This is a genomic window from Zobellella endophytica (genome assembly GCF_003012775.1).
Taxonomy (GTDB): domain Bacteria; phylum Pseudomonadota; class Gammaproteobacteria; order Enterobacterales; family Aeromonadaceae; genus Oceanimonas; species Oceanimonas endophytica.
Genome location: NZ_PXYG01000002.1, coordinates 818,112 through 837,553, shown reverse-complemented (window position 1 = coordinate 837,553; position 19,442 = coordinate 818,112). Strand labels below are relative to the sequence as shown.

Genomic DNA, 19,442 nt, shown 5'->3' with positions numbered 1-19,442 from the left:
CACCCAAGAAGTGTGAGACCTTGCGGTCAAGGCGACTACAACGACAGCAAACATCAGTTTTCCAGCGATTGTTGGTCGAGAGACCGGCAATCATCAGTTTATTGCCTGGCGGCGATAGCGTTGTGGAACCACCTGACCCCATGCCGAACTCAGAAGTGAAACGCGACCGCGCCGATGATAGTGTGGCAGCTGCCATGTGAAAGTAGGTCACTGCCAGGCACCCAAATTCAAGAAGCCCTTCACCGATGTGAAGGGCTTTTTTCGTTGTCATCGAATGTCCTGAGCGCTGGCCAAGGCATCTAAATAAAAACCCCGACACCTTGGTGTCGGGGTTTTTTCGTTTGCCAGGAACGCCGTCTCGGACCTGGTAACAAGAGCGGCCTTTACGCAATATCCAACCCCTGGATGCCCGTGCAGGCTGTAAGAGTCAACGATGGAGCTGCCGGCAGGTGTCCGGTTGCTGAATAGCCTTACTGTATACATTTTATGCGTGCTATGTTGTTGCATTATCTCTTGTTTTTGGATTATATATTTGGTGATTGAGTGCTTTGTTAAGGTAGATGTAGATCACGTTGATTTAATTATTGTGTACAAATACATCACATAAACATAACAACTTTGTTTTTTTTAAGGTATTATCAATTTGGCTCCTCACTTAGCCCAGGCTTTGCAGTGGAGTATGGAGGATCAGCGCCAACTGTCTTGACAGGATGTTGGCCAATAATCAACAGCAGTCGTCTCGACTGCTCATTGGCAACGATTAACAAAGGGATCTGTTATGACCCAGGAAACTAGAACAGAACAAAGCCGGAACCACGATCTGCTTTATTCATTACACGACAGGCCCGCCTTCTGGCCTTCGACCTTCGCCGCCCTGCAGCATGTGCTGGCAAGCCTGGTCGGGGTGATTACCCCCACCCTGATCGTGGGTGGCGTGCTCGGCTTGGGCGAACATGTTCCCTATCTGATCAGTATGGCGCTGATGGTGTCGGGGGTAGGAACCTTTATCCAGTGTCGTCGTATCGGCCCCATCGGTGCCGGCATGTTGTGCCTGCAGGGTACCAGTTTTGCGTTTCTGACCGCGGTGCTGTCGGCCGGCATGATCGTCAAGAGTCGTGGCGGTACGCCGGAGGACATACTGGCGACCATCTTCGGGGTCAGCTTCTGCGCCGCTTTTGTCGAGATCTTCCTGAGCCGTTTTATCCACAAACTGCAGCGCGTTATTACGCCGGTGGTGACCGGTACCATCATCATCCTGATCGGTATTCCGTTGATCAAGGTAGCGATGACCGACATCGGTGGCGGTTTCGGTGCTGAAAACTTCGGTGCCCTGGATAACCTGCTGCTGGCCGGTATCGTGCTGGTCAGCGTGATCCTGCTCAACCGCTCTAAAAACCCGATGATTCGCCTGGCCGCGGTGGTGATTGGTCTGGCCCTGGGCATGCTGGCGGCTTTTTTTATGGGACGCCTGGATTTTTCCCACCTGGGCAGCCTGCCGCTGATGTCCATTCCCGTGCCCTTCAAGTTCGGCTTCCAGTTTGATCTGGCTGCCTTTATCCCGCTGGCCATCCTGTTCTGTGTCAGCGCCATGGAGACCACCGGTGATCTGACCGCCAACTCCACTATTTCGAAAGAGCCGGTGAAGGGGCCCGTCTATCTGAATCGTATCCGCGGCGGTGTACTGGCCGACGGTTTCAACTCCATGATTGCGGCCACCTTCAACAGCATGCCCTCCACCACCTTCAGCCAGAATAACGGTGTTATCGCCCTGACCGGCGTCGCCAGCCGCTTCGTGGGCATCTATATCGCCGCCATCCTCTTTATCATGGGGCTGTTCCCCATCATCGGCGGCGTGCTGCAGCAGATGCCCAAACCGGTGCTGGGCGGCGCCACCCTGATCATGTTTGGCACCGTTGCGGTTGCCGGGATCCGGGTGCTGTCTCATGCTCATCTGGATCGTCGCAACATGATGATTGTGGCCATCTCGGTCGGCCTGGGTATCGGCGTATCTACCGTGCCGGATGTACTGCAGGAGCTACCGAAGACCGTCGCCAACATTCTGAGTTCACCGGTTGCTATGGGCGCCATCTCTGCCATCCTCTTGAGCCTGGTGTTGCCGGAACAAAAGGTGGAGGAAGAGGAAGTCGCCGATGCTGTTGCCACGGAAGAAGGCGTCGAGATGACTAAAAAAAAATTAGGTGAGATGAGTTAAGACTCACTGTCGTATTGCAGCCTGAATTGGCTCAATCCCCTGGCGTACCTTCCCGGATTGTACGTCAGGGGTTTCTACATCCGGGGGATGCCAACTTTCATTTTTCAATGGAGTCGAAAGTCTGATGCAAAACCCCAAGACACTCTGGATAAAACAGCCTCTTGCCACCCTTGATCCGGCCTGTGCCGGTGGCCTGGTCGTGGCGGGAGACCGTATTATCGAATTGCTGGTCGCGGGCCAGTCTCCCGCTACACCGGTGGATGAGGTATTCGATGCCCGCCGCCATGTAATGCTGCCCGGCCTGGTGAATGCCCACCACCATTTCTACCAGACCCTGACCCGGGCCCATCCGGAGGCCCTGAACAAGGAGCTGTTTTCCTGGCTGGTGTCCCTGTACCCGGTCTGGGCCAGGCTGCACCCGGAAATGGTGGAAGTTTCTACCCAACTGGCCTTGTCCGAGCTGTTGTTGTCCGGCTGTACCACCGCCAGTGACCATCACTACCTGTTTCCGGCCGGGTTGGAAGACGCTATCGATATCCAGCTCGCGCAGGCGGAGAAGCTGGGGGTGCGGGTCCATCTGACCCGGGGCTCGATGAGCCTGGGCCAGGAGCAGGGCGGCCTGCCGCCCCAGTCGACGGTGCAGTCGGAAGAGACCATTCTGGCCGACAGCGAACGGCTGATCCGCCGCTACCATAACAGTGATGACGGTGCCATGGCCCGGGTGGCGCTGGCTCCCTGCTCGCCGTTCTCGGTGAGCAGCGAGCTGATGCGGGCCTCGGCCAGGCTGGCGGAGCAGTACGATGTACAATTGCACACCCACCTGGCGGAAACCCACGACGAAACCGAATTCTGCCTGAAGATGTTCGGCATGCGACCGGTGGATTATCTGGAGTCGGTCGGCTGGCTCAGTAACCGGGCCTGGCTGGCTCACGGCATTCATTTTGACGAGCAGGAAATCCGGCGCCTCGGCCGGGCCGGGGTGGGCATCGCCCACTGTCCTTCCTCCAATATGCTGCTGGCGTCGGGCCAGTGCCCCACCCTGGATCTGGAAGCCGCCGGTTGTCCCATCGGCATTGGCGTGGACGGCTCCGCCTCCAACGATGGCTCCAACATGATCATGGAAGTGCGCCAGGCACTGCTGTTGCAGCGGCTGCGCTACGGTGCCCGCCGTATCACCCACCAGAAGGTGCTGGATTGGGCCACGCGAGGATCGGCGGCCTGCTTGGGCCGCGAGGACATCGGCGAGCTGGCGGTGGGCAAGCAGGCGGATCTGGCCCTGTTTACCCTGGACGATATCCAGTTCGCCGGTGCCGGCGATCCCCTGGCGGCGCTGGTGTTGTGCGGTGCCCGTCAGGCCGATCGGGTGATGGTGGCCGGCAAATGGCGGGTCAGCAACGGTCTTGTCGAGGGGCTGGATCTGGAAGCGTTGAAAGCCCGCCAGCGCGCCCTGGCGGCCACCCTGCGTTAAGCATGCAAGCCGGCCTGGCGGCCGGCTTTTTTGCATCCTGAAATCACCGGTGGATTCTGATATAACATCGGCCTGGCCAGCTTCCTGCTGTTCGCCGTCTATCGCTTTCCCCGCTGCCAGCTCTATCCGCTGATCCCTCTGGTCCTGTTGATGGCGATGCCGAGGCTGTGGTCCGTGCCCATTGGCTGACCGACGTGCTCTGTGGCGCCGTACCACTGGCCCTGCTCACCGGAGCCTGGCTGTTCCACACCCCGCTGGCGGCCCTGCTGATCCGGTTGCTGTCCGGCATGATCTTGAGGCTGCAGCCCCAGTTGAAATCGTAAATCCTCAGCAGGGCAGGGTCAGGCGTTCGCTGCACGGAAGAATATCGTAATCCACCATGACCGGCTGACGGCTGAGATGGCGGCGCAGCATGTCCAGGGCCGCCACCGCCAGCAGCTTGCGGCGGGCCAGGGGATCACGAAAGTGGACCTTCAGGGTCTGTACCTGGCAGTGCTCGGCGGTGAGCAGCGCCACCGGCACCCCCTGCGGCCCCTCCGCTCCTATGGCCAGGGCGGGTCCCCGGGCCGAGCGTTGCAGCCATTCGCCCAGATCCCGGGCTTCGTCGGGCAAGCCGCTCAGGTAGTGACCTTCGAATTCGGCGGTGATGGTGCTGATGGTATCGGTCAGCCGGCCGCCGCTGGCCTCTTCGAACACCGTCAGCGGCTGCATGTCGAGCAAAGGCCCCAGGCTGCGCCGGAAGTCGAGTTCATCGCGGGCCAGCAGGTGAGTGCCCACTTCTGCCAGCAACTGCCGTTCGGCCTGGGCCAGGGCCTCGGGGCTGGCCTGCTCGGCGATCAGCTTCACCTCGATGGTGGGCAGGCTGGCCCGGTAACCCAGGGTGATGCCGGCCGGCCAGTCCTGGCTGTCGAGGCGATCACTCAAACCTGACTCGGAGAGGCCGAACAGGAAGAAGCGCCGTACCTCGCTGGCGCCGCGCTGGCCGAACCAGGTGGCGAGGCGGGGAATGATTTCCTGCTCCATCATGGTCTTCAGCTCGGACGGGACCCCCGGTGTAAAGATGAAAATGGCGCGGTTGAGCCGGACGGCAAAACCGCAGGCGGTGCCCACCGGGTTGTCGATCAGCTCGGCCCCCTGCGGCAGCATGGCCTGCTTGACGTTGCTCCGGGGCATCTGCCGGTTGCGGTTGCTGTATTTTTCCTGCATTACCGCCAGCCAGTGTTCGTTCAGCTCCAGGGGAATGCCGGCGGCGGCGGCCATGGCCTCAGCGCTGATGTCGTCCGAGGTCGGGCCCAGGCCGCCATTGACGATCACCAGATCGGCCAGGTGGCTGCGCTGCTCGAACAGCTCGACCAGATCGGATCTGTCGTCGCCCACGGTAAAGCGGCGGCGAACCTGCCAGCCCTGCTCCAGCAGGCGTTGCGACAGCCAGCCGGCGTTGGTATCCACAATCAGCCCGGTCAGCACTTCATCACCGGTACTCACCAGCTCAATTACAGGTTCCATAGCGTTATCCTTGGGGTGCGTTGTGGCGATTCTAACGCAACTTCCGCCCGTGGCCCACGCCGGGGATGACAAGGACGGCGCCTTTGTTGTAGATTTCTAGATGTCTAGACTTTCTTACCGATACTGTGCATGGAGTAAGCAAATGCCCATCAGAATTCCGGATCGCCTGCCAGCGGCCAATGTCCTGTCTCAGGAAAATATCTTTGTGATGACGGAGACCCGTGCGGTAAATCAGGATATCCGTCCGATGCGGGTGCTGCTGCTCAACCTGATGCCGAAGAAGATAGAGACCGAAAACCAGCTGCTGCGCATGCTGTCCAATTCGCCGCTGCAGATCGGGGTGGACTTGCTGCGCATCGACGACCGGCCCTCGAAGAACACGCCCCAGTCCCATCTCGAGCATTTTTACTACGACTTCGACCAGGTCAAGGACGAGTTCTACGACGGCCTGATCATCACCGGCGCGCCCCTGGGGCTGACCGATTTCTGTGACGTGGTCTACTGGGACAAGATCGAGCAAATCGTGGCGTGGGCCAAGAGCCACGTTACCTCCACCCTGTTTCTGTGCTGGGCGGCCCAGGCCGGGCTGAAAATTCTGTACGGGCTGGACAAGCAGACCCGGCTGGAAAAGCTGTCCGGGGTCTACGAGCACCAGAACCTGGCGCAGTTTGAGCCTCTGGTACGCGGCTTCGACGATGTGTTTCTGGCACCCCATTCCCGCTATGCGGACTTTCCGTTGGAGCTGATCCGCGAAAAGACGGATCTGAAGATCCTGGCGGCGTCCGAACGGGCGGGGGTCTACCTGGCGGTGAGCCCGGATCGGCGGCAGGTGTTTGTCACCGGCCATCCGGAGTACGACGCGGACACCCTGCATCAGGAATACATGCGGGATCTGACCGCCGGCATCGAGCCGAAGATGCCGGAGAATTACTACCCCGGCAACAATCCCGACAACGGGCCCCGGGCCACCTGGCGCAGCCATGGCCATCTGTTGTTTTCCAACTGGCTCAACTACCACGTCTACCAGCTGACCCCTTACGATCTGCGTACGCTCAGCGCCGCCGGCGACACCCTGACCCGGGACTGGGAAGAGTAGCAAAGAAAGGGGGCGATGCGCCCCCTTGTCGTTCCCTTATTCGATGGGAAAACCGGCCTTTTCCGCAGCCTTGGCCTTGTTGATCATGGGGATGATGCTCATGCCCTGCACGATGATCGAGAAGATGACGATGGCATAGGTCATCATCAGGATCAGATCCCGCAGCTCCACCTGACCATCGCTGCCCAGCTTGACCCCGGCCGGGATCGACAGCGCCATCGCCAGGGACAGCCCGCCGCGCAACCCGCCCCAGGTCAGGATCCGTACCGAATACTTGTTGTAGGCACGGAAGCGGCGAAAACCCAGGTAGGGCAGGGCCACGCTGACGAAGCGGCCGGCCAGGGTCAACGGAATGGACAGCAGCACCAGGATCCAGGCCTGCCAGTGGAACTCCACCAGCAGCATGGCCAGGCCGATCAGCAGGAACAGCAGGGCGTTGAGGAACTCGTCCAGCAGATGCCAGAAGTGATCCAGGTATTTCTGGCTCTGCTCCGAAAAGCCGCTGTGGCGGGTCCAGTTGCCGACCATGATACCGGCCACCACCATGGCGAGCGCACCGGACACGCCCAGCAGGTTGGCCAGGGCGAAGCCGGCGGTGGGCACACACAGGGTCATCAGCAGCTCCATGGAGCCGTCGTCGGTGGCGCTGATCATGATATGGGACATCAGTCCCAACAGGGCGCCGAAGATAATGCCGCCGATGGCTTCATGGGTGAACAGGGTCATCACCGAGCCGAAGGTCGCCTCGTTGCCGCTGAAGGCGACGGCGAAGATGGTCAGGAAAATCACCAGGCCGATACCGTCGTTGAACAGGGATTCCCCTTCTATCTGGATGGCGATCTGCTCCGGGGCCCCCAGCTTTTTCACGATCGCCAGGACGGCGATGGGGTCGGTGGGCGAAATCAGGGCGCCGAACAGCAGACAATAGATAAAGGGCAGGGGAATGGCGGCCACAAAAGCCAGCAGCCAGAGGCCGACGGCGACCACCAGGGTGGAAATAACTACCCCCAGCAGTACCAAGACGGTAATTTCCCACTTCTGGCTGCGCAGGGCGGAGAGGTTGATGCCCAGGCCGCCGGCAAACAGCAGAAAGCCGAGGATCCCCTGCAACAGGAATTGTCCGAAATCCACGGTTTCGATGGTACTGACCGCGTGCTGCTGCAACTCGGGCCAGGTGGTTTTACCGAGGATCAGCATCAGGATGGAAATCGCCAGGGCCCCGGAGGTAATGGCGATGGTGGTTTGTATTTTCATGATGTACTGATTGACGAAGGCGATGGTAATCGCCATGGCCGCCAAAAAACACAGGGTATAATAGACGCTCATACAGGCACTTCCGATAATTATTGTATTTTTGCAAGCTGGATTGGCCGGTCTTCGCCGGTTGTGCATAGTGTGCCTTAACTGAACAGTTTTTCTCTAGTGAAAACTGTGGTTGTTCGGCAAAACCGCTGGCAGCGGCAGGCCGCGAGGCCGCCATTCATGGCTGGCCTTATAGATGGCTGGATTTCTAATGCTGTATTTTGTGATAGCATGAACGCCGCTTACAGGAATCAGGTAGTAACAGGAGTCACCAGTGTCCAGATCCCCGGTTTTTTCCCAGCTCGAGCAGGCGCTCGCCGAACGTATTCTGATCATCGATGGCGGCATGGGCACCATGATCCAGTCCTACCGGCTGGATGAAGCCGCCTACCGGGGCGAACGCTTCGCCGACTGGGCCTCCGATCTCAAGGGCAACAACGACCTGCTGGTGCTGACCCAGCCGGAGATCATCGGCCAAATCCACAGCGACTACTTCGCCGCCGGCGCCGACATCATCGAGACCAACACCTTCAACGCCACCACCATCGCCATGGCCGACTACCAGATGGAGTCGCTGGCGGCGGAGATCAACTTGGAGGCGGCCCGGCTGGCGCGCCGGGTGGCGGACGAATGGACCGCGAAAGAGCCGCACAAGCCGCGCTTCGTGGCCGGGGTGCTGGGGCCGACCAACAGAACCGCCTCCATCTCGCCGGACGTGAACGACGCGGGCAAGCGCAACGTCACCTTCGACCAGTTGGTGGCGGCCTACACCGAGGCGGCCCGGGCGCTGGTCGACGGCGGTGCCGATCTCTTGATGATCGAGACCATCTTCGACACCCTCAACGCCAAGGCGGCGGTGTTCGCCATCGAAGGCCTGTTCGACCAGTTGGGCGTGCGGCTGCCGGTGATGATCTCCGGCACCATCACCGATGCCTCCGGCCGTACCCTGTCGGGACAGACCACCGAGGCTTTCTACCACTCCCTGCGTCATGCCGAGCCGCTGTCTTTCGGCCTCAACTGTGCCCTGGGGCCGGACGAGCTGCGCCAGTACGTGGCCGAACTGTCCCGGGTGTGCGAGAGCTACGTGTCGGCCCACCCCAACGCCGGCCTGCCCAACGCCTTCGGCGAATACGATCTGGACGCCGCCGAGATGGCCGGCCATATCCGGGAGTGGGCCGAGAGCGGCTTCCTCAACCTGGTGGGCGGCTGCTGCGGATCCACCCCCGAACATATCCGCGCCATGGCCGAGGCGGTGGCCGGCATCACACCGCGCGCCCTGCCCGAACTGCCGGTGGCCTGCCGGCTGTCCGGCCTGGAGCCGGTGCTGATCACCCCGGAGAGCATGTTCGTCAACGTGGGCGAGCGCACCAACGTCACCGGCTCCGCCATGTTCAAGCGGCTGATCAAGGAGGAACAGTACGACAAGGCGCTGGAAGTGGCGCTGCAGCAGGTAGAGAACGGCGCCCAGATCATCGATATCAACATGGACGAGGGCATGCTCGACGCCGAGGCCTGCATGACCCGCTTCCTCAACCTGATCGCCGGCGAGCCTGACATCGCCCGGGTGCCGATCATGATCGACTCCTCCAAATGGGAAGTGATCGAGGCCGGCCTCAAGTGCATTCAGGGCAAGGGCATCGTCAACTCCATCTCCATGAAAGAAGGAGAAGAGAAATTTATCGAGCAGGCCCGGCTGGTGCGCCGCTACGGCGCCGCCGTCATCGTGATGGCGTTCGACGAGGTGGGCCAGGCCGATACCCGGGCGCGCAAGTTCGAGATCTGCCAGCGCGCCTACCGGGTGCTGGTGGACAAGGTCGGCTTCCCGCCGGAAGACATCATCTTCGACCCCAACATCTTCGCCGTGGCCACCGGTATCGACGAGCACAACAACTACGCGGTGGACTTCATCGAGGCGGTGAAGGACATCAAGGATCACCTGCCTCACGCCATGATCTCCGGCGGCGTGTCCAACGTCTCCTTCTCCTTCCGCGGCAACGACGCGGTGCGCGAGGCCATCCATGCGGTGTTCCTCTATCACGCCATCAAGAACGGCATGGACATGGGTATCGTCAACGCCGGCCAGCTGGCGATTTACGAGGATATCGAGCCCGAGCTCAAGGCCAGGGTGGAGGAGGTGGTGCTCAACACCCACGACGGCGCTACCGAAGCGCTGCTGGAGATCGCCGAGCGCTATCGCGGCAGTGGCGGCCAGCAGGCTGATGCCCGGGATCTGGAGTGGCGCAGCTGGCCGGTGAACAAGCGGCTGGAGCACGCCCTGGTGAAGGGGCTCACCGACTTTATCGAGGACGACACCGAAGAGGCCCGCCAGCAGGCGGCGCGTCCGCTGGAGGTGATCGAGGGCCCGCTGATGGACGGCATGAACGTGGTCGGGGACCTGTTCGGCGAGGGCAAGATGTTTCTGCCCCAGGTGGTCAAGTCGGCGCGGGTGATGAAGCGGGCGGTGGCCTACCTCAACCCCTTTATCGAAGCGGGCAAGGAGGCGGGTCAGAGCAACGGCAAGGTGGTGATGGCCACGGTCAAGGGCGACGTGCACGATATCGGCAAGAACATCGTCGGGGTGGTGCTGCAGTGCAACAACTTCGAGGTGATTGATCTCGGGGTCATGGTGCCCTGCGAGACCATCCTCAAGACCGCCCGGGAAACCAACGCCGACATGATCGGGCTGTCCGGCCTGATCACCCCGTCACTGGACGAGATGGTGCACGTGGCCAAGGAGATGCAGCGCCAGGGCTTCAAGATCCCGCTGCTGATCGGCGGTGCTACCACCTCCAAGGCCCATACCGCGGTGAAGATCGAGCAGAACTACGACGAGCCGGTGGTCTACGTGGCCAACGCCTCCCGTGCCGTGGGGGTGGTGCAGACCCTGCTGAGCGCGGAAAACAAGCCCGCCTTCGTGGAGCGGCTCAAGCAGGAATACGAGGTGGTGCGGGATCAGCACGCCCGCAAGCGCCCGCGCACCCGGCCGGTGACCCTGGCCGAGGCCCGGGCCAACAGGATGGCCATCGACTGGCAGGCCTACACCCCGCCGGTGCCGGCCAAGCCGGGTATCCACGAATTCCGAGATGTGCCCATCGCGGTGCTGCGCGACTATATCGACTGGACCCCCTTTTTCCTCACCTGGTCGCTGGCGGGCAAGTACCCCCGCATCCTCGAGGACGAGGTAGTGGGTGAGGAGGCCAAGCGGCTGTACGCCGACGCCAACGCCCTGCTCGATCAGCTGGCGGCGGATGGCGAGCTGCGCTGCGCCGGGGTCATGGGGCTGTTCCCGGCCAACAGCGTGGACGACGACGTCGAGGTCTACACCGACGAGTCGCGCAGCCGGGTGCTGCATACCCTGCGCTTCCTGCGCCAGCAGACCGAGAAGAAGGACGGCTTCCCCAACTACTGCCTGGCCGATTTCGTGGCGCCCAGGGGCGCCAAGCCCGACTATATCGGCGCCTTCGCGGTGACCGGCGGCATCGGGGAAGACGACATCATCCGCCGCTACAAGGACGCCCACGACGACTACAACGCCATCATGGCCAGCGCCGTGGCCGACCGGCTGGCGGAGGCCTTCGCCGAATACATGCACCTGCTGGTGCGCCGCGAATACTGGGGTTATGCCCCGGACGAGGCGCTCAGCAACGACGAGCTGATCCGCGAGAAATACCGGGGCATCCGTCCGGCGCCCGGCTACCCGGCCTGCCCCGAGCACACCGAGAAGGGCACCCTGTGGCAGTTGCTGGACGTGGAGTCGCGCATCGGCATGAAGCTGACCGAGTCCTTCGCCATGTGGCCGGGGGCGGCGGTGTCGGGCTGGTACTTCTCCTATCCGGATACCCGTTACTTCGCGGTGGCCCAGATCCAGGAGGACCAGTTGCTCGACTACGCCGAGCGCAAGGGCATGAGCCGGCTCGAGGCCGAGAAATGGCTGGGGCCCAACCTCGGTGCATGAGTGCCGTCGGCAAGGCACCGGAAGGTGCCTTGAAGACAAATATTTACGGCTTTTTGCCCCTTGGCGATTGCGCCGACATATATGCTTGTTATATGAGTACTGTTAATGCATGCCGGAGGGCGGCCAGGGAAGGTGTCTCTCCTCGTTCTGCCGGCCGGATCAGTAGAGAAAGGCTGGACAGAATTCGGGCAATCGCGTAGTTTCTGCCGGCTTTATTCACCCTTTGGGAGGAGAGTCCCATGTTTGCTGTACAACAAGCCGGAAAAAGCGGGTTCATGCTGCTGGCCCTGCTGTTTCTTTTCTCCCTGTTCAACCCGGCCCAGGCCAACCCGCGCTATGCGGCCATCGTGATCGATGCGGACAACGGCGAGGTGCTGCATGCCTCCAATGCGGATGCGACCCGCTATCCCGCCTCGCTGACCAAGATGATGACCCTGTACATGCTGTTCGAGGCCATGGAGCAGGGGCTGATGACCCTGGATACCGCCATGCCGGTATCGGCCCACGCCGCTTCCATGCCACAGACCAACCTCTCGCTCAAGGCGGGAGACCGGCTGAAGGTCCGTGACGCCATTCCTGCGCTGATCGTGCGCTCCGCCAACGACGTGGCGGCGGTGGTGGCCGAGGCGTTGGGCGGCACCGAGAGCGGTTTTGCCCGCATGATGACCGACAAGGCGAAGGCGATGAAGATGACCGCCACCACCTTCCGTAACGCCTCCGGCCTGCCGGACAGCCGGCAGACTTCCACCGCCCGGGATCTGGCTATCCTGTCCCTGCGGCTGATGAAGGATTTTCCCCAGCATTATCATTATTTCTCCACCCAGTCCTTTAGCTACAAGGGGCGGACCTATAACAGCCATAACCGCATGGTGCGCAATTATGCCGGGGTGGACGGCATGAAGACCGGCTACATCCGCGCCTCGGGCTTCAACGTGGCCACCTCGGCCAAACGAGGTGAGCGGCGGGTGATTGGCGTGGTGATGGGAGGCAAGACCGCCCAGTCCCGCGATACCCACATGGCCTCCCTGCTGGACCGCAGCTTTACCCGGGCCAGCCAGATAGCCAGGGTGTCGGCCGAGGCGGCCGCACCGGCGAGCAAACTGGTGATCAGCACCGATACCGTCCGCCAGGTGGCCAGGCAGGCGCCGGAGACCCGGGCCCCGGCGGTGGTGCAGCGGGCCCAGGCACCGGCCGCCCTGCCGCGGCCCTCGCTCACCGAAGAGCTCGGCTGGGCGGTGCAGATAGGCTCGTTCCGGGTGCCGGAGCAGGCGCGGGATCGGGCCTCCGATGCCGCCAAGCGGCTCAATGACGTCGATCTGGCCCAGATAGCGGTGAGCGAGGTGGAGATCAGCGATCGCAAGCTGTTCCGCGCCCGGCTGGTCGGCCTGCAGGAAAACCAGGCGAAAAATGCCTGCCAGCGGCTGTCCCGTCAGGGGATGGATTGCCTGGTGGTCAAACTTTCCGGCAGCTGAATCGATATCGGCCCGCAGCCGGCGTACCGCTGGTTGCGGGCGGGCGAGTCCGGGGCCGAATCCTTTGCCACTCGCGAGAGCACCGATCAGTTTAAAAGTTGACCAGCATGATGTTTCTTGGGGGGCGGGCGGCCCGCCCGCATGAGGGTGGCACCGAGGTGGGCAAAAAAGCACAGCCCAACCCGCGATGCCTGTTCTGCTTAGAGTCTGTTTAAACCTGTGGTGTGGTAGCCGAGTCCGAGGGTTTGCGCTACGCGCGAAGGCAGGCGGGCCGCCTGCGTTCCACCAGCAAGGCGCACACGCCTGGCAGCTTGATTTTTAAACTATATGGCGTTCTAGGCACAAAGAAAAAGGGGGCGACATCATGTCGCCCCCTTTTGGGTCGTCTTAACGGTTCAGTCCGTAAACCAAATTGCTCCCTGCAATCCCTGACTTCACCTTAATCCTTAAGGTCATCCTCTTCCCGATCCCTCGGTGTGTCCCTCAGCTCATCCTGAGCGCGCGTCGTCCTGACTCGCCTGACATTCTCCGTCCCGGGAGGTGTCCTTTACCGCGTCCTGCGGGGTTCCATTCGCCTTTCCTGGCAGCCCGTCTTCCTGACCGACTTCCTCGCTCCTTGCGGGAGAGATAATAGCCCAACTCCCGAGCGGCTCAAGCAAGTAAAATGGGCACCGGCGCTGTCAGAAATCGATGTTTGCCATCAACGCATTGATTTTTAAATTAAAAAATTATTTTTCCTGGCAGGTTCCGCGTAGTGAAAACGTTTTCTCTGTCGCCAGCTTGAGAGATCTCTTACAATTTGGCAGGTCTATATCGCTAGTGGTCGGCCATGCCGGCTTCGTGTTGCAGTAGCCAGACCTTGCGCTCCAGGCCGCCGGCATAGCCCACCAGCTTGCCACCGGCACCGATCACCCGGTGACAGGGGATGATGATGGCGACGGGATTGCGGCCGTTGGCCATGCCCACCGCCCGCATCGCTTTGGGGTTGCCGATCAGGGCGGCGATATCGCGGTAACTGCGGTGCTCGCCGCAGGGAATGCTCTGCAGGGCCTGCCAGACTTCCTGCTGGAAGGGGGTGCCTCGGGGCGCCAGGGGCAGATCGAACCGTTGCCGCTCCCCGTGGAAGTAGGCGTCGAGCTGGTCGCAGGCGGCCTGCAGCAGGGGGCTGGCCGGCGGGCAGGGTGGCATTGCTTCGTCCCGGAAGTCGACTTCGAGGATGGCGTCGTCGCTGGCGGCGATATAAAGGGTGCCCAGGGGGCTTGGCAGGGTGGCGTACATAAGGGCTCCGGGCGTTGGGGATACCCTGATTGTATCCTCATTGCGGCATGAGTGGCAGTTACCGGGACAGTCGGCGGGCGATGGCCTCGCCCAGGGTGGCGGTGGTGCCCTGGCCCTTGAGGTCGGGGGTGAGCCGGCTGCCGTCCGCCTCTGTCAGCACAGCTTCGATGGCGGCCAGTATCGCCTGGCCCGCCTCGGCGTGGCCCAGGTGTTCCAGCATCATGGCGCCGGACCAGATCTGGCCTACCGCGCCCGGCGATGTCCGGGGCGCGGCCATGCACCGGCTCGGACAGGCTGGGGAAACGGCCTTCCGGGTTGATATTGGCCGATGGTGCCGGTACAGGCCGGCACCAGATCTGAGAGGATGCCGCCGAACAGGTTGCTGGCCACCACCACGTCGAACCAGTCCGGATGCAGCACGAAATGGGCGGTGAGGATATCGATATGGAACTGATCCACTGCCACCTGCGGATAGCCCTTGGCCATGGCGGCCACCCGTTGATCCCACCAGGGCATGGTGATGGCGATGCCGTTGTATTTGGTGGCCGAGGTCAGCTTGCGGCACGGCCGTCGTTGAGCCAGCTCGAAGGCGTATTTCAGCACCCGGTCGACTTCGGTGCGGGTCATCACCGTTTCCTGGATGACGATTTCCCGCTCGGTGCCTTCGAACATCTTGCCGCCGACGCTGGAATACTCGCCCTCGGTACTCTCCCGCACTACGTAGAAGTCGATATTCCCCGGCTGCCGTCCGGCCAGCGGGCTCTTGATGCCGGGCAGCAGGCGGCAGGGCCGCAGGTTGACATACCGATCGAAGGCGCGGCGGAACTGCAGCAGCGAGTCCCACAGGGAAATGTGGTCCGGCACCTTTTCCGGCCAGCCGACGGCGCCGAAGTAGATGGCGTCGAAGCCGTACAGGCTCTGGAACCAGTCGTCGTGCAGCATCTTGCCGTGTTGCAGGTAGTCGTCGCAGCTGGCGAAATCGAAATGTTCGAACTACAGCTTGATGTCAAAGTGGTCGGCGGCGGCCTGTATCGCCTACCTGATGGCGGCCCTGCCCGAGCGGCGGCTGCCGCTGCCGGACTAGAACCCGGCCAGGGGCCAGGAGTCGAAGGCGGGCTCTTCGTAAGGGTGGGTGGCGCGGAGGGCGGCGACGGCGGCCCGGATCAGGTGATCGTCGCACACCAGTTCGACCCGCACCTCGGCCACCTGCTCCAGCTCGCCGGGCTGGCCGATAAAGGGACTGGCCCCGGCCAGGGGGCGGAACTGACCCAGCCCCCGGGTTTCGAAGCAGCATTGATCGTAGTCGCCGATTTTTCCGGCGCCGGTGGCGAACACCGCCGTTTTGACCGGCTCCAGATGGGATTCGGGCACGAAGAACACCAACTTGTACATGGCTACCTCCCGGCTCCTGCTCAGGCCTTTTTCAGGAATTTGGCCACCAGCACGATTTGCACGCCGTTGACCTTGCCTTCGATATGCTCCGGATTATTGGTCAGGCTGATGTTCTTGACCAGGGTGCCGCGCTTGGCGGTGAAGCCCGCGCCCTTGACCTCCAGATCCTTGATCAGGGTGACCGCATCGCCGGCCTGCAGCCGGGTGCCGTTGCTGTCGAAGGTCGGCTCGCTGTCGTCTTCCTCGGCGGCCAGGCCGTCTTCGGCCCACTGCTGCACCTCTGGCTCCAGGTAGAGCATGTCCAGCAGGTCCCGGGCCCAGACTTCACCGGAAAGCTTTTTCAGGGTGCGCCAGGCCAGCACCTGCACCGCCGGCACCGGACTCCACATGCTGTCGTTGAGGCAGCGCCAGTGGTTGTGATCCTGGGGGCCGTCCAGCTCGGCCTGGCAGTGGGCGCACAGTAGGGCACAGTGATCGGCACTGTCGGCGGCGCGCGGTGCCACCGCGTGCAGTTGCAGCTGTTCGCCGCCGCCGCCGCACAGCTCGCACCGGTCACCGCCGCGCTGTTGCAGTTGTTGTTCGATAGTCATGTGTTGAAATCACCCCATTCAAGGTAAAAGTGGCGGCACTATAACACAGCCGCCGATATCCCCTAAGCGGAGCCCGGCGACTGAACTATACTAGCTGGGAGAACGGGGATATGCGTTGCCGGGTAAATCGTCGCTTGTTTTCCGGTCATGGAAGGGGCCGGAGCATCGGGAATGCCGGTGGCGGGACGGGGAGGAAGCCCGGCCCCCTACCGGATTTCAGGGTAACATCAAGAGACAAGCCATTGACTTACCGGGTCCCTGCATGGTAGTCGGAAAAATGGACAGGACGTCCTATGCACAATTTGCCTGGAACCAAGGACAGGGCCGAGCGCGGGGGGGGTACCGCCGACGCCATACCGCAATTCAATCTGCTCAGATGGTTTTCCCTGCTGAGCCTGTTGATCATCGCCACCGTCGCCATCGGGCTGGGCTACATCACCACCCATTTTCTGGTCAAGGAGAGCATGGAGCGCGATTCCATGCTCAGCGCCCAGTTTATCGAGGCGATCGCCGAGGCCGAGGTCAGTCATTCCGGCGTCCCCTTTCTGGCGGCCATGGGGGAGCTGCTCGATCCGCGCGAGGATCACCGGCATCCGGCGGCGACCTCCGCCATCCGAAAACAGGCGCGACAGGAGTTTCTCGATCATATCGCCCACCTGCCCGACGCCCTCCTGGCCAATATCTATGCGCCGGACCGGATCATTGTCTGGTCGACCAATCCGTCCCTTATCGGCAAGCGTATCGGCCAGAACCCTCATCTGGAGGCGGCCTTCGTATCGGGTGAGCGGATGGTCACCAGCGATGTCCATGCGGTCGAGGGCCGCCAAGAGCAGAAATTCATCCAGCACCCGGAGAAGCTCTTTATCGAGACTTATATCCCGCTGATGGACGAGCAGGGCAGCGTGCTGTCGGTGGTCGAGATCTATAAGGAGCCGAAGGATCTGCTGGCCAGGATCCAGCGTGGTTATGTGCTGATCTGGCTGTCCACCTTTATCGGCGGCGGGCTGATCTACGGCGGCCTGTTCTGGATAGTGCGCCGGGCCTCGATCCTGCTGGCCTCCCAGCAACAGCAGCTGATCGCCAACGAAACCTTCGTGGCCCTGGGCGAGATGTCTTCCGCCGTGGCCCACAGCCTGCGCAATCCCCTCGCCACCATTCGTTCCAGTGCCGAGCTGGCGCTGGATATTGCCGAGCCGCCGTTGCAGAAAAACATCGGTGACATCATCACCCAGGTCGATCGCATGTCCCACTGGGTACGCGGCCTGCTGTTGTCGTCCCGCCCGATCAGCGGCGACAGCGAGCCGGTGGATCCCGCCGCCGCGGTACGGGAAACCCTGATTGCCTTCGAACAGCAGCTGCGGGTGGCGCGCATCGAGGTGGAGGCGCCCCAGGGTCCGGCGCCGGCGGTGATCAGCGAACGAATGCTGCTCTCCCAGGTGCTCAACAGCCTGGTGGCCAATGCCATCGAGGCCATGCCCGGGGGGGGGCGGCTGAGCATCCGTATCGATCCTGATCAACAGACGCATCGGCTGCACCTGATCATCAGCGACAGCGGCAGGGGCATGAGCCCGGAACAGGAAACACTGGCCTTCAAGCCGTTCTACACTACCAAGAAAGGGGGACTGGGCGTGGGGCTGGTACTGGTTAAAAGGATCATGGAACGATTCGGCGGCAAGGTCAGCCTGACCTCCCGCGAGCAGGAGGGGACCCGGGTCTGCCTCAGCTTCCGGTTGGCCGCAGGGGGGGAAAATGGAACACAGCATACTGATTGTCGAGGATGACCCTGTTCTGGCGGAAAACATCCAGACCTATCTCCGGCGCCGGCAGTTCGATGCCCAGATCTGCCATTCGGCGGAGGAGGCGCTGACGGTGCAGCAGTCCCAGCACCCGGATATCGTGCTGACCGACAACTCGCTGCCCGGGATGAATGGCCTGCAACTGCTGCAGCAGCTCACCATCGCGGATCCCCAGCTCAAGGTGATCATGATGACCGGCTACGGCAATATCGAGGACGCGGTGGAGGCGATGAAGGTGGGCGCTTTTCACTACCTGACCAAGCCGGTGGCCCTGGCCGAGCTCAAGCTGCTGCTGGACAAGGCACTGCAGGCCCAGCGCATGGAATGCCAGCTGCACTTCTATCAGCACCGTGAAGGACAGAACGCGGGGCTGGCGGCGCTGCTCGGCAACTCTGCGGCCATGCAGAAGGTGAAACAGATGGTACGCCAGTTGCTGGAGGCGGAAGCGCGGATGGCGGGGGCGGATCTGCCGAGCGTGCTGATCGAGGGCGAAACCGGCACCGGCAAGGAACTGGTCGCCCGGGCCCTGCACGTGGACGGCTGCCGCAGCAAGGAGCCCTTCGTCGAATTCAACTGTGCGTCCATTCCCTCCCACCTGCTGGAGGCCGAGTTGTTCGGCCACGAGAAGGGAGCCTTTACCGACGCCAAGGAGCGCCGCATCGGCCTGGTCGAGGCGGCGGACGGCGGCACCCTGTTCCTGGACGAGATCGGGGAGATGGATCTGGGCCTGCAGGCCAAGCTGCTCAAGCTGCTGGAAGACAGGACCATCCGCCGGATCGGCTCGGTCAAGGAACGCAAGATCAACCTGCGCATCGTCAGCGCCACCAACTGCAATCTCGAGGAGATGGTGCGCCAGGGCAAGTTTCGCAGCGACCTCTTCTTTCGCCTGAAGATTATTTCCATCAAACTGCCCAGCCTGGCCGAGCGCGGCGACGACATCCTGTTGCTGGCCCGCCATTTCCTGGCCGAGCTCGGCCGCCGCTACGGCAAGGCCGGGCTACAGTTTTCGCCGGCGGCGGAGCGGCTGCTGCACTGTTATCGCTGGCCGGGCAACGTCCGGGAGCTGCGCAACATGCTGGAGCAGGCGGTCCTGCTCGCCCAGAGTCCCTCGATCACCCCGGAGCAACTGGGCATCAGCCTGGTGCCGGATACCACCCCGGCCGGCGCCGATGAGCCCGAGCCGGCAGCGCCCGGGGATGATGTCGAGGCGGACGAGCTCAACCTGCTGGAGTTCGAGCGGGACATGGTGATCCGCATGCTTCACAAGACCGACTGGAACGTCACCAAATCGGCCCGCCTGCTGGGCATTACCCGGGACATGCTGCGCTACCGCATCGAGCGGCTGGGGCTGGTGCGACCCGAGCGCCGGTGCTGA

Annotated in this window: 15 protein-coding genes and 1 rRNA gene; 9 read left to right on the top strand and 7 right to left on the bottom strand. The window is 62.2% G+C overall.

What is annotated here, in order from left to right; genetic code table 11:
- Positions 1–104 precede the first annotated feature (104 nt).
- From rrf to C7H85_RS19875, 4 genes are all read left to right on the top strand, one after another.
- Positions 105–219, top strand: a 5S ribosomal RNA gene (rrf, locus tag C7H85_RS09160).
- Between the two features lie 559 nt (positions 220–778).
- Positions 779–2,212 (top strand): nucleobase:cation symporter-2 family protein, encoded by a 1,434-nt coding sequence (locus C7H85_RS09155; protein ID WP_106729374.1) that lies wholly within the window; start codon positions 779–781, stop codon positions 2,210–2,212.
- 124 nt (positions 2,213–2,336) lie between these two features.
- Complete coding sequence (locus C7H85_RS09150; protein WP_106729373.1) at positions 2,337–3,680, top strand: 8-oxoguanine deaminase; 1,344 nt, start codon at positions 2,337–2,339, stop codon at positions 3,678–3,680.
- Between the two features lie 167 nt (positions 3,681–3,847).
- Positions 3,848–4,003: a hypothetical protein gene (locus tag C7H85_RS19875; protein WP_210433602.1), complete on the top strand. Its 156-nt coding sequence runs from the start codon at positions 3,848–3,850 to the stop codon at positions 4,001–4,003.
- 4 nt (positions 4,004–4,007) lie between these two features.
- On the opposite strand, the gene C7H85_RS09140 is transcribed toward C7H85_RS19875, so the two are convergent.
- Positions 4,008–5,186 (bottom strand): CinA family nicotinamide mononucleotide deamidase-related protein, encoded by a 1,179-nt coding sequence (locus C7H85_RS09140; protein WP_106729372.1) that lies wholly within the window; start codon positions 5,184–5,186, stop codon positions 4,008–4,010.
- A 142-nt stretch (positions 5,187–5,328) separates the two neighbouring features.
- On the opposite strand from C7H85_RS09140, the gene metA reads away from it, so the two are divergent.
- A complete protein-coding gene (metA, locus tag C7H85_RS09135) occupies positions 5,329–6,282 on the top strand; it encodes a homoserine O-acetyltransferase MetA (RefSeq protein WP_106729371.1) in 954 nt (317 codons plus the stop codon).
- Positions 6,283–6,318: 36 nt separating this feature from the next.
- Here metA and C7H85_RS09130 read toward each other — a convergent pair whose 3' ends face one another.
- Positions 6,319–7,608, bottom strand: a complete 1,290-nt coding sequence (locus tag C7H85_RS09130; RefSeq protein WP_106729370.1) for a cation:proton antiporter — start codon at positions 7,606–7,608, stop codon at positions 6,319–6,321.
- Between the two features lie 250 nt (positions 7,609–7,858).
- Between C7H85_RS09130 and metH the strand changes: the two genes are divergently transcribed.
- Positions 7,859–11,539, top strand: coding sequence for a methionine synthase (gene metH / locus C7H85_RS09125; protein WP_106729369.1), 3,681 nt, complete (start codon positions 7,859–7,861; stop codon positions 11,537–11,539).
- Between the two features lie 239 nt (positions 11,540–11,778).
- On the top strand, positions 11,779–13,011 hold the full coding sequence (locus tag C7H85_RS09120) for a D-alanyl-D-alanine carboxypeptidase (RefSeq protein WP_106729368.1): 1,233 nt from the start codon (positions 11,779–11,781) through the stop codon (positions 13,009–13,011).
- Positions 13,012–13,827: 816 nt separating this feature from the next.
- Here the strand turns inward: C7H85_RS09120 and C7H85_RS09115 are convergent.
- The 5 genes from C7H85_RS09115 to C7H85_RS09100 form a co-directional block, all read right to left on the bottom strand.
- Entirely contained in the window at positions 13,828–14,289 is a 462-nt protein-coding gene (locus C7H85_RS09115) for a methylated-DNA--[protein]-cysteine S-methyltransferase (RefSeq protein WP_106729367.1), read from the bottom strand.
- Between the two features lie 58 nt (positions 14,290–14,347).
- Positions 14,348–14,512, bottom strand: a complete 165-nt coding sequence (locus C7H85_RS20255) for an isocitrate/isopropylmalate family dehydrogenase (RefSeq protein ID WP_281257599.1) — start codon at positions 14,510–14,512, stop codon at positions 14,348–14,350.
- A gap of 20 nt (positions 14,513–14,532) precedes the next feature.
- Entirely contained in the window at positions 14,533–15,246 is a 714-nt protein-coding gene (locus tag C7H85_RS09110; RefSeq protein ID WP_342749335.1) for an isocitrate/isopropylmalate family dehydrogenase, read from the bottom strand.
- A gap of 123 nt (positions 15,247–15,369) precedes the next feature.
- On the bottom strand, positions 15,370–15,681 hold the full coding sequence (locus C7H85_RS09105) for a YqfO family protein (RefSeq protein WP_106729366.1): 312 nt from the start codon (positions 15,679–15,681) through the stop codon (positions 15,370–15,372).
- Between the two features lie 20 nt (positions 15,682–15,701).
- Positions 15,702–16,271, bottom strand: coding sequence for a PhnA domain-containing protein (locus tag C7H85_RS09100; RefSeq protein ID WP_106729365.1), 570 nt, complete (start codon positions 16,269–16,271; stop codon positions 15,702–15,704).
- Between the two features lie 293 nt (positions 16,272–16,564).
- Here C7H85_RS09100 and C7H85_RS09095 point away from each other — a divergent pair, with 293 nt between their 5' ends.
- Positions 16,565–18,052, top strand: a complete 1,488-nt coding sequence (locus C7H85_RS09095) for a sensor histidine kinase (protein WP_106729364.1) — start codon at positions 16,565–16,567, stop codon at positions 18,050–18,052.
- Entirely contained in the window at positions 18,021–19,442 is a 1,422-nt protein-coding gene (locus tag C7H85_RS09090; RefSeq protein WP_106729363.1) for a sigma-54-dependent transcriptional regulator, read from the top strand. Before C7H85_RS09095 ends, C7H85_RS09090 begins: the two co-directional genes overlap by 32 nt.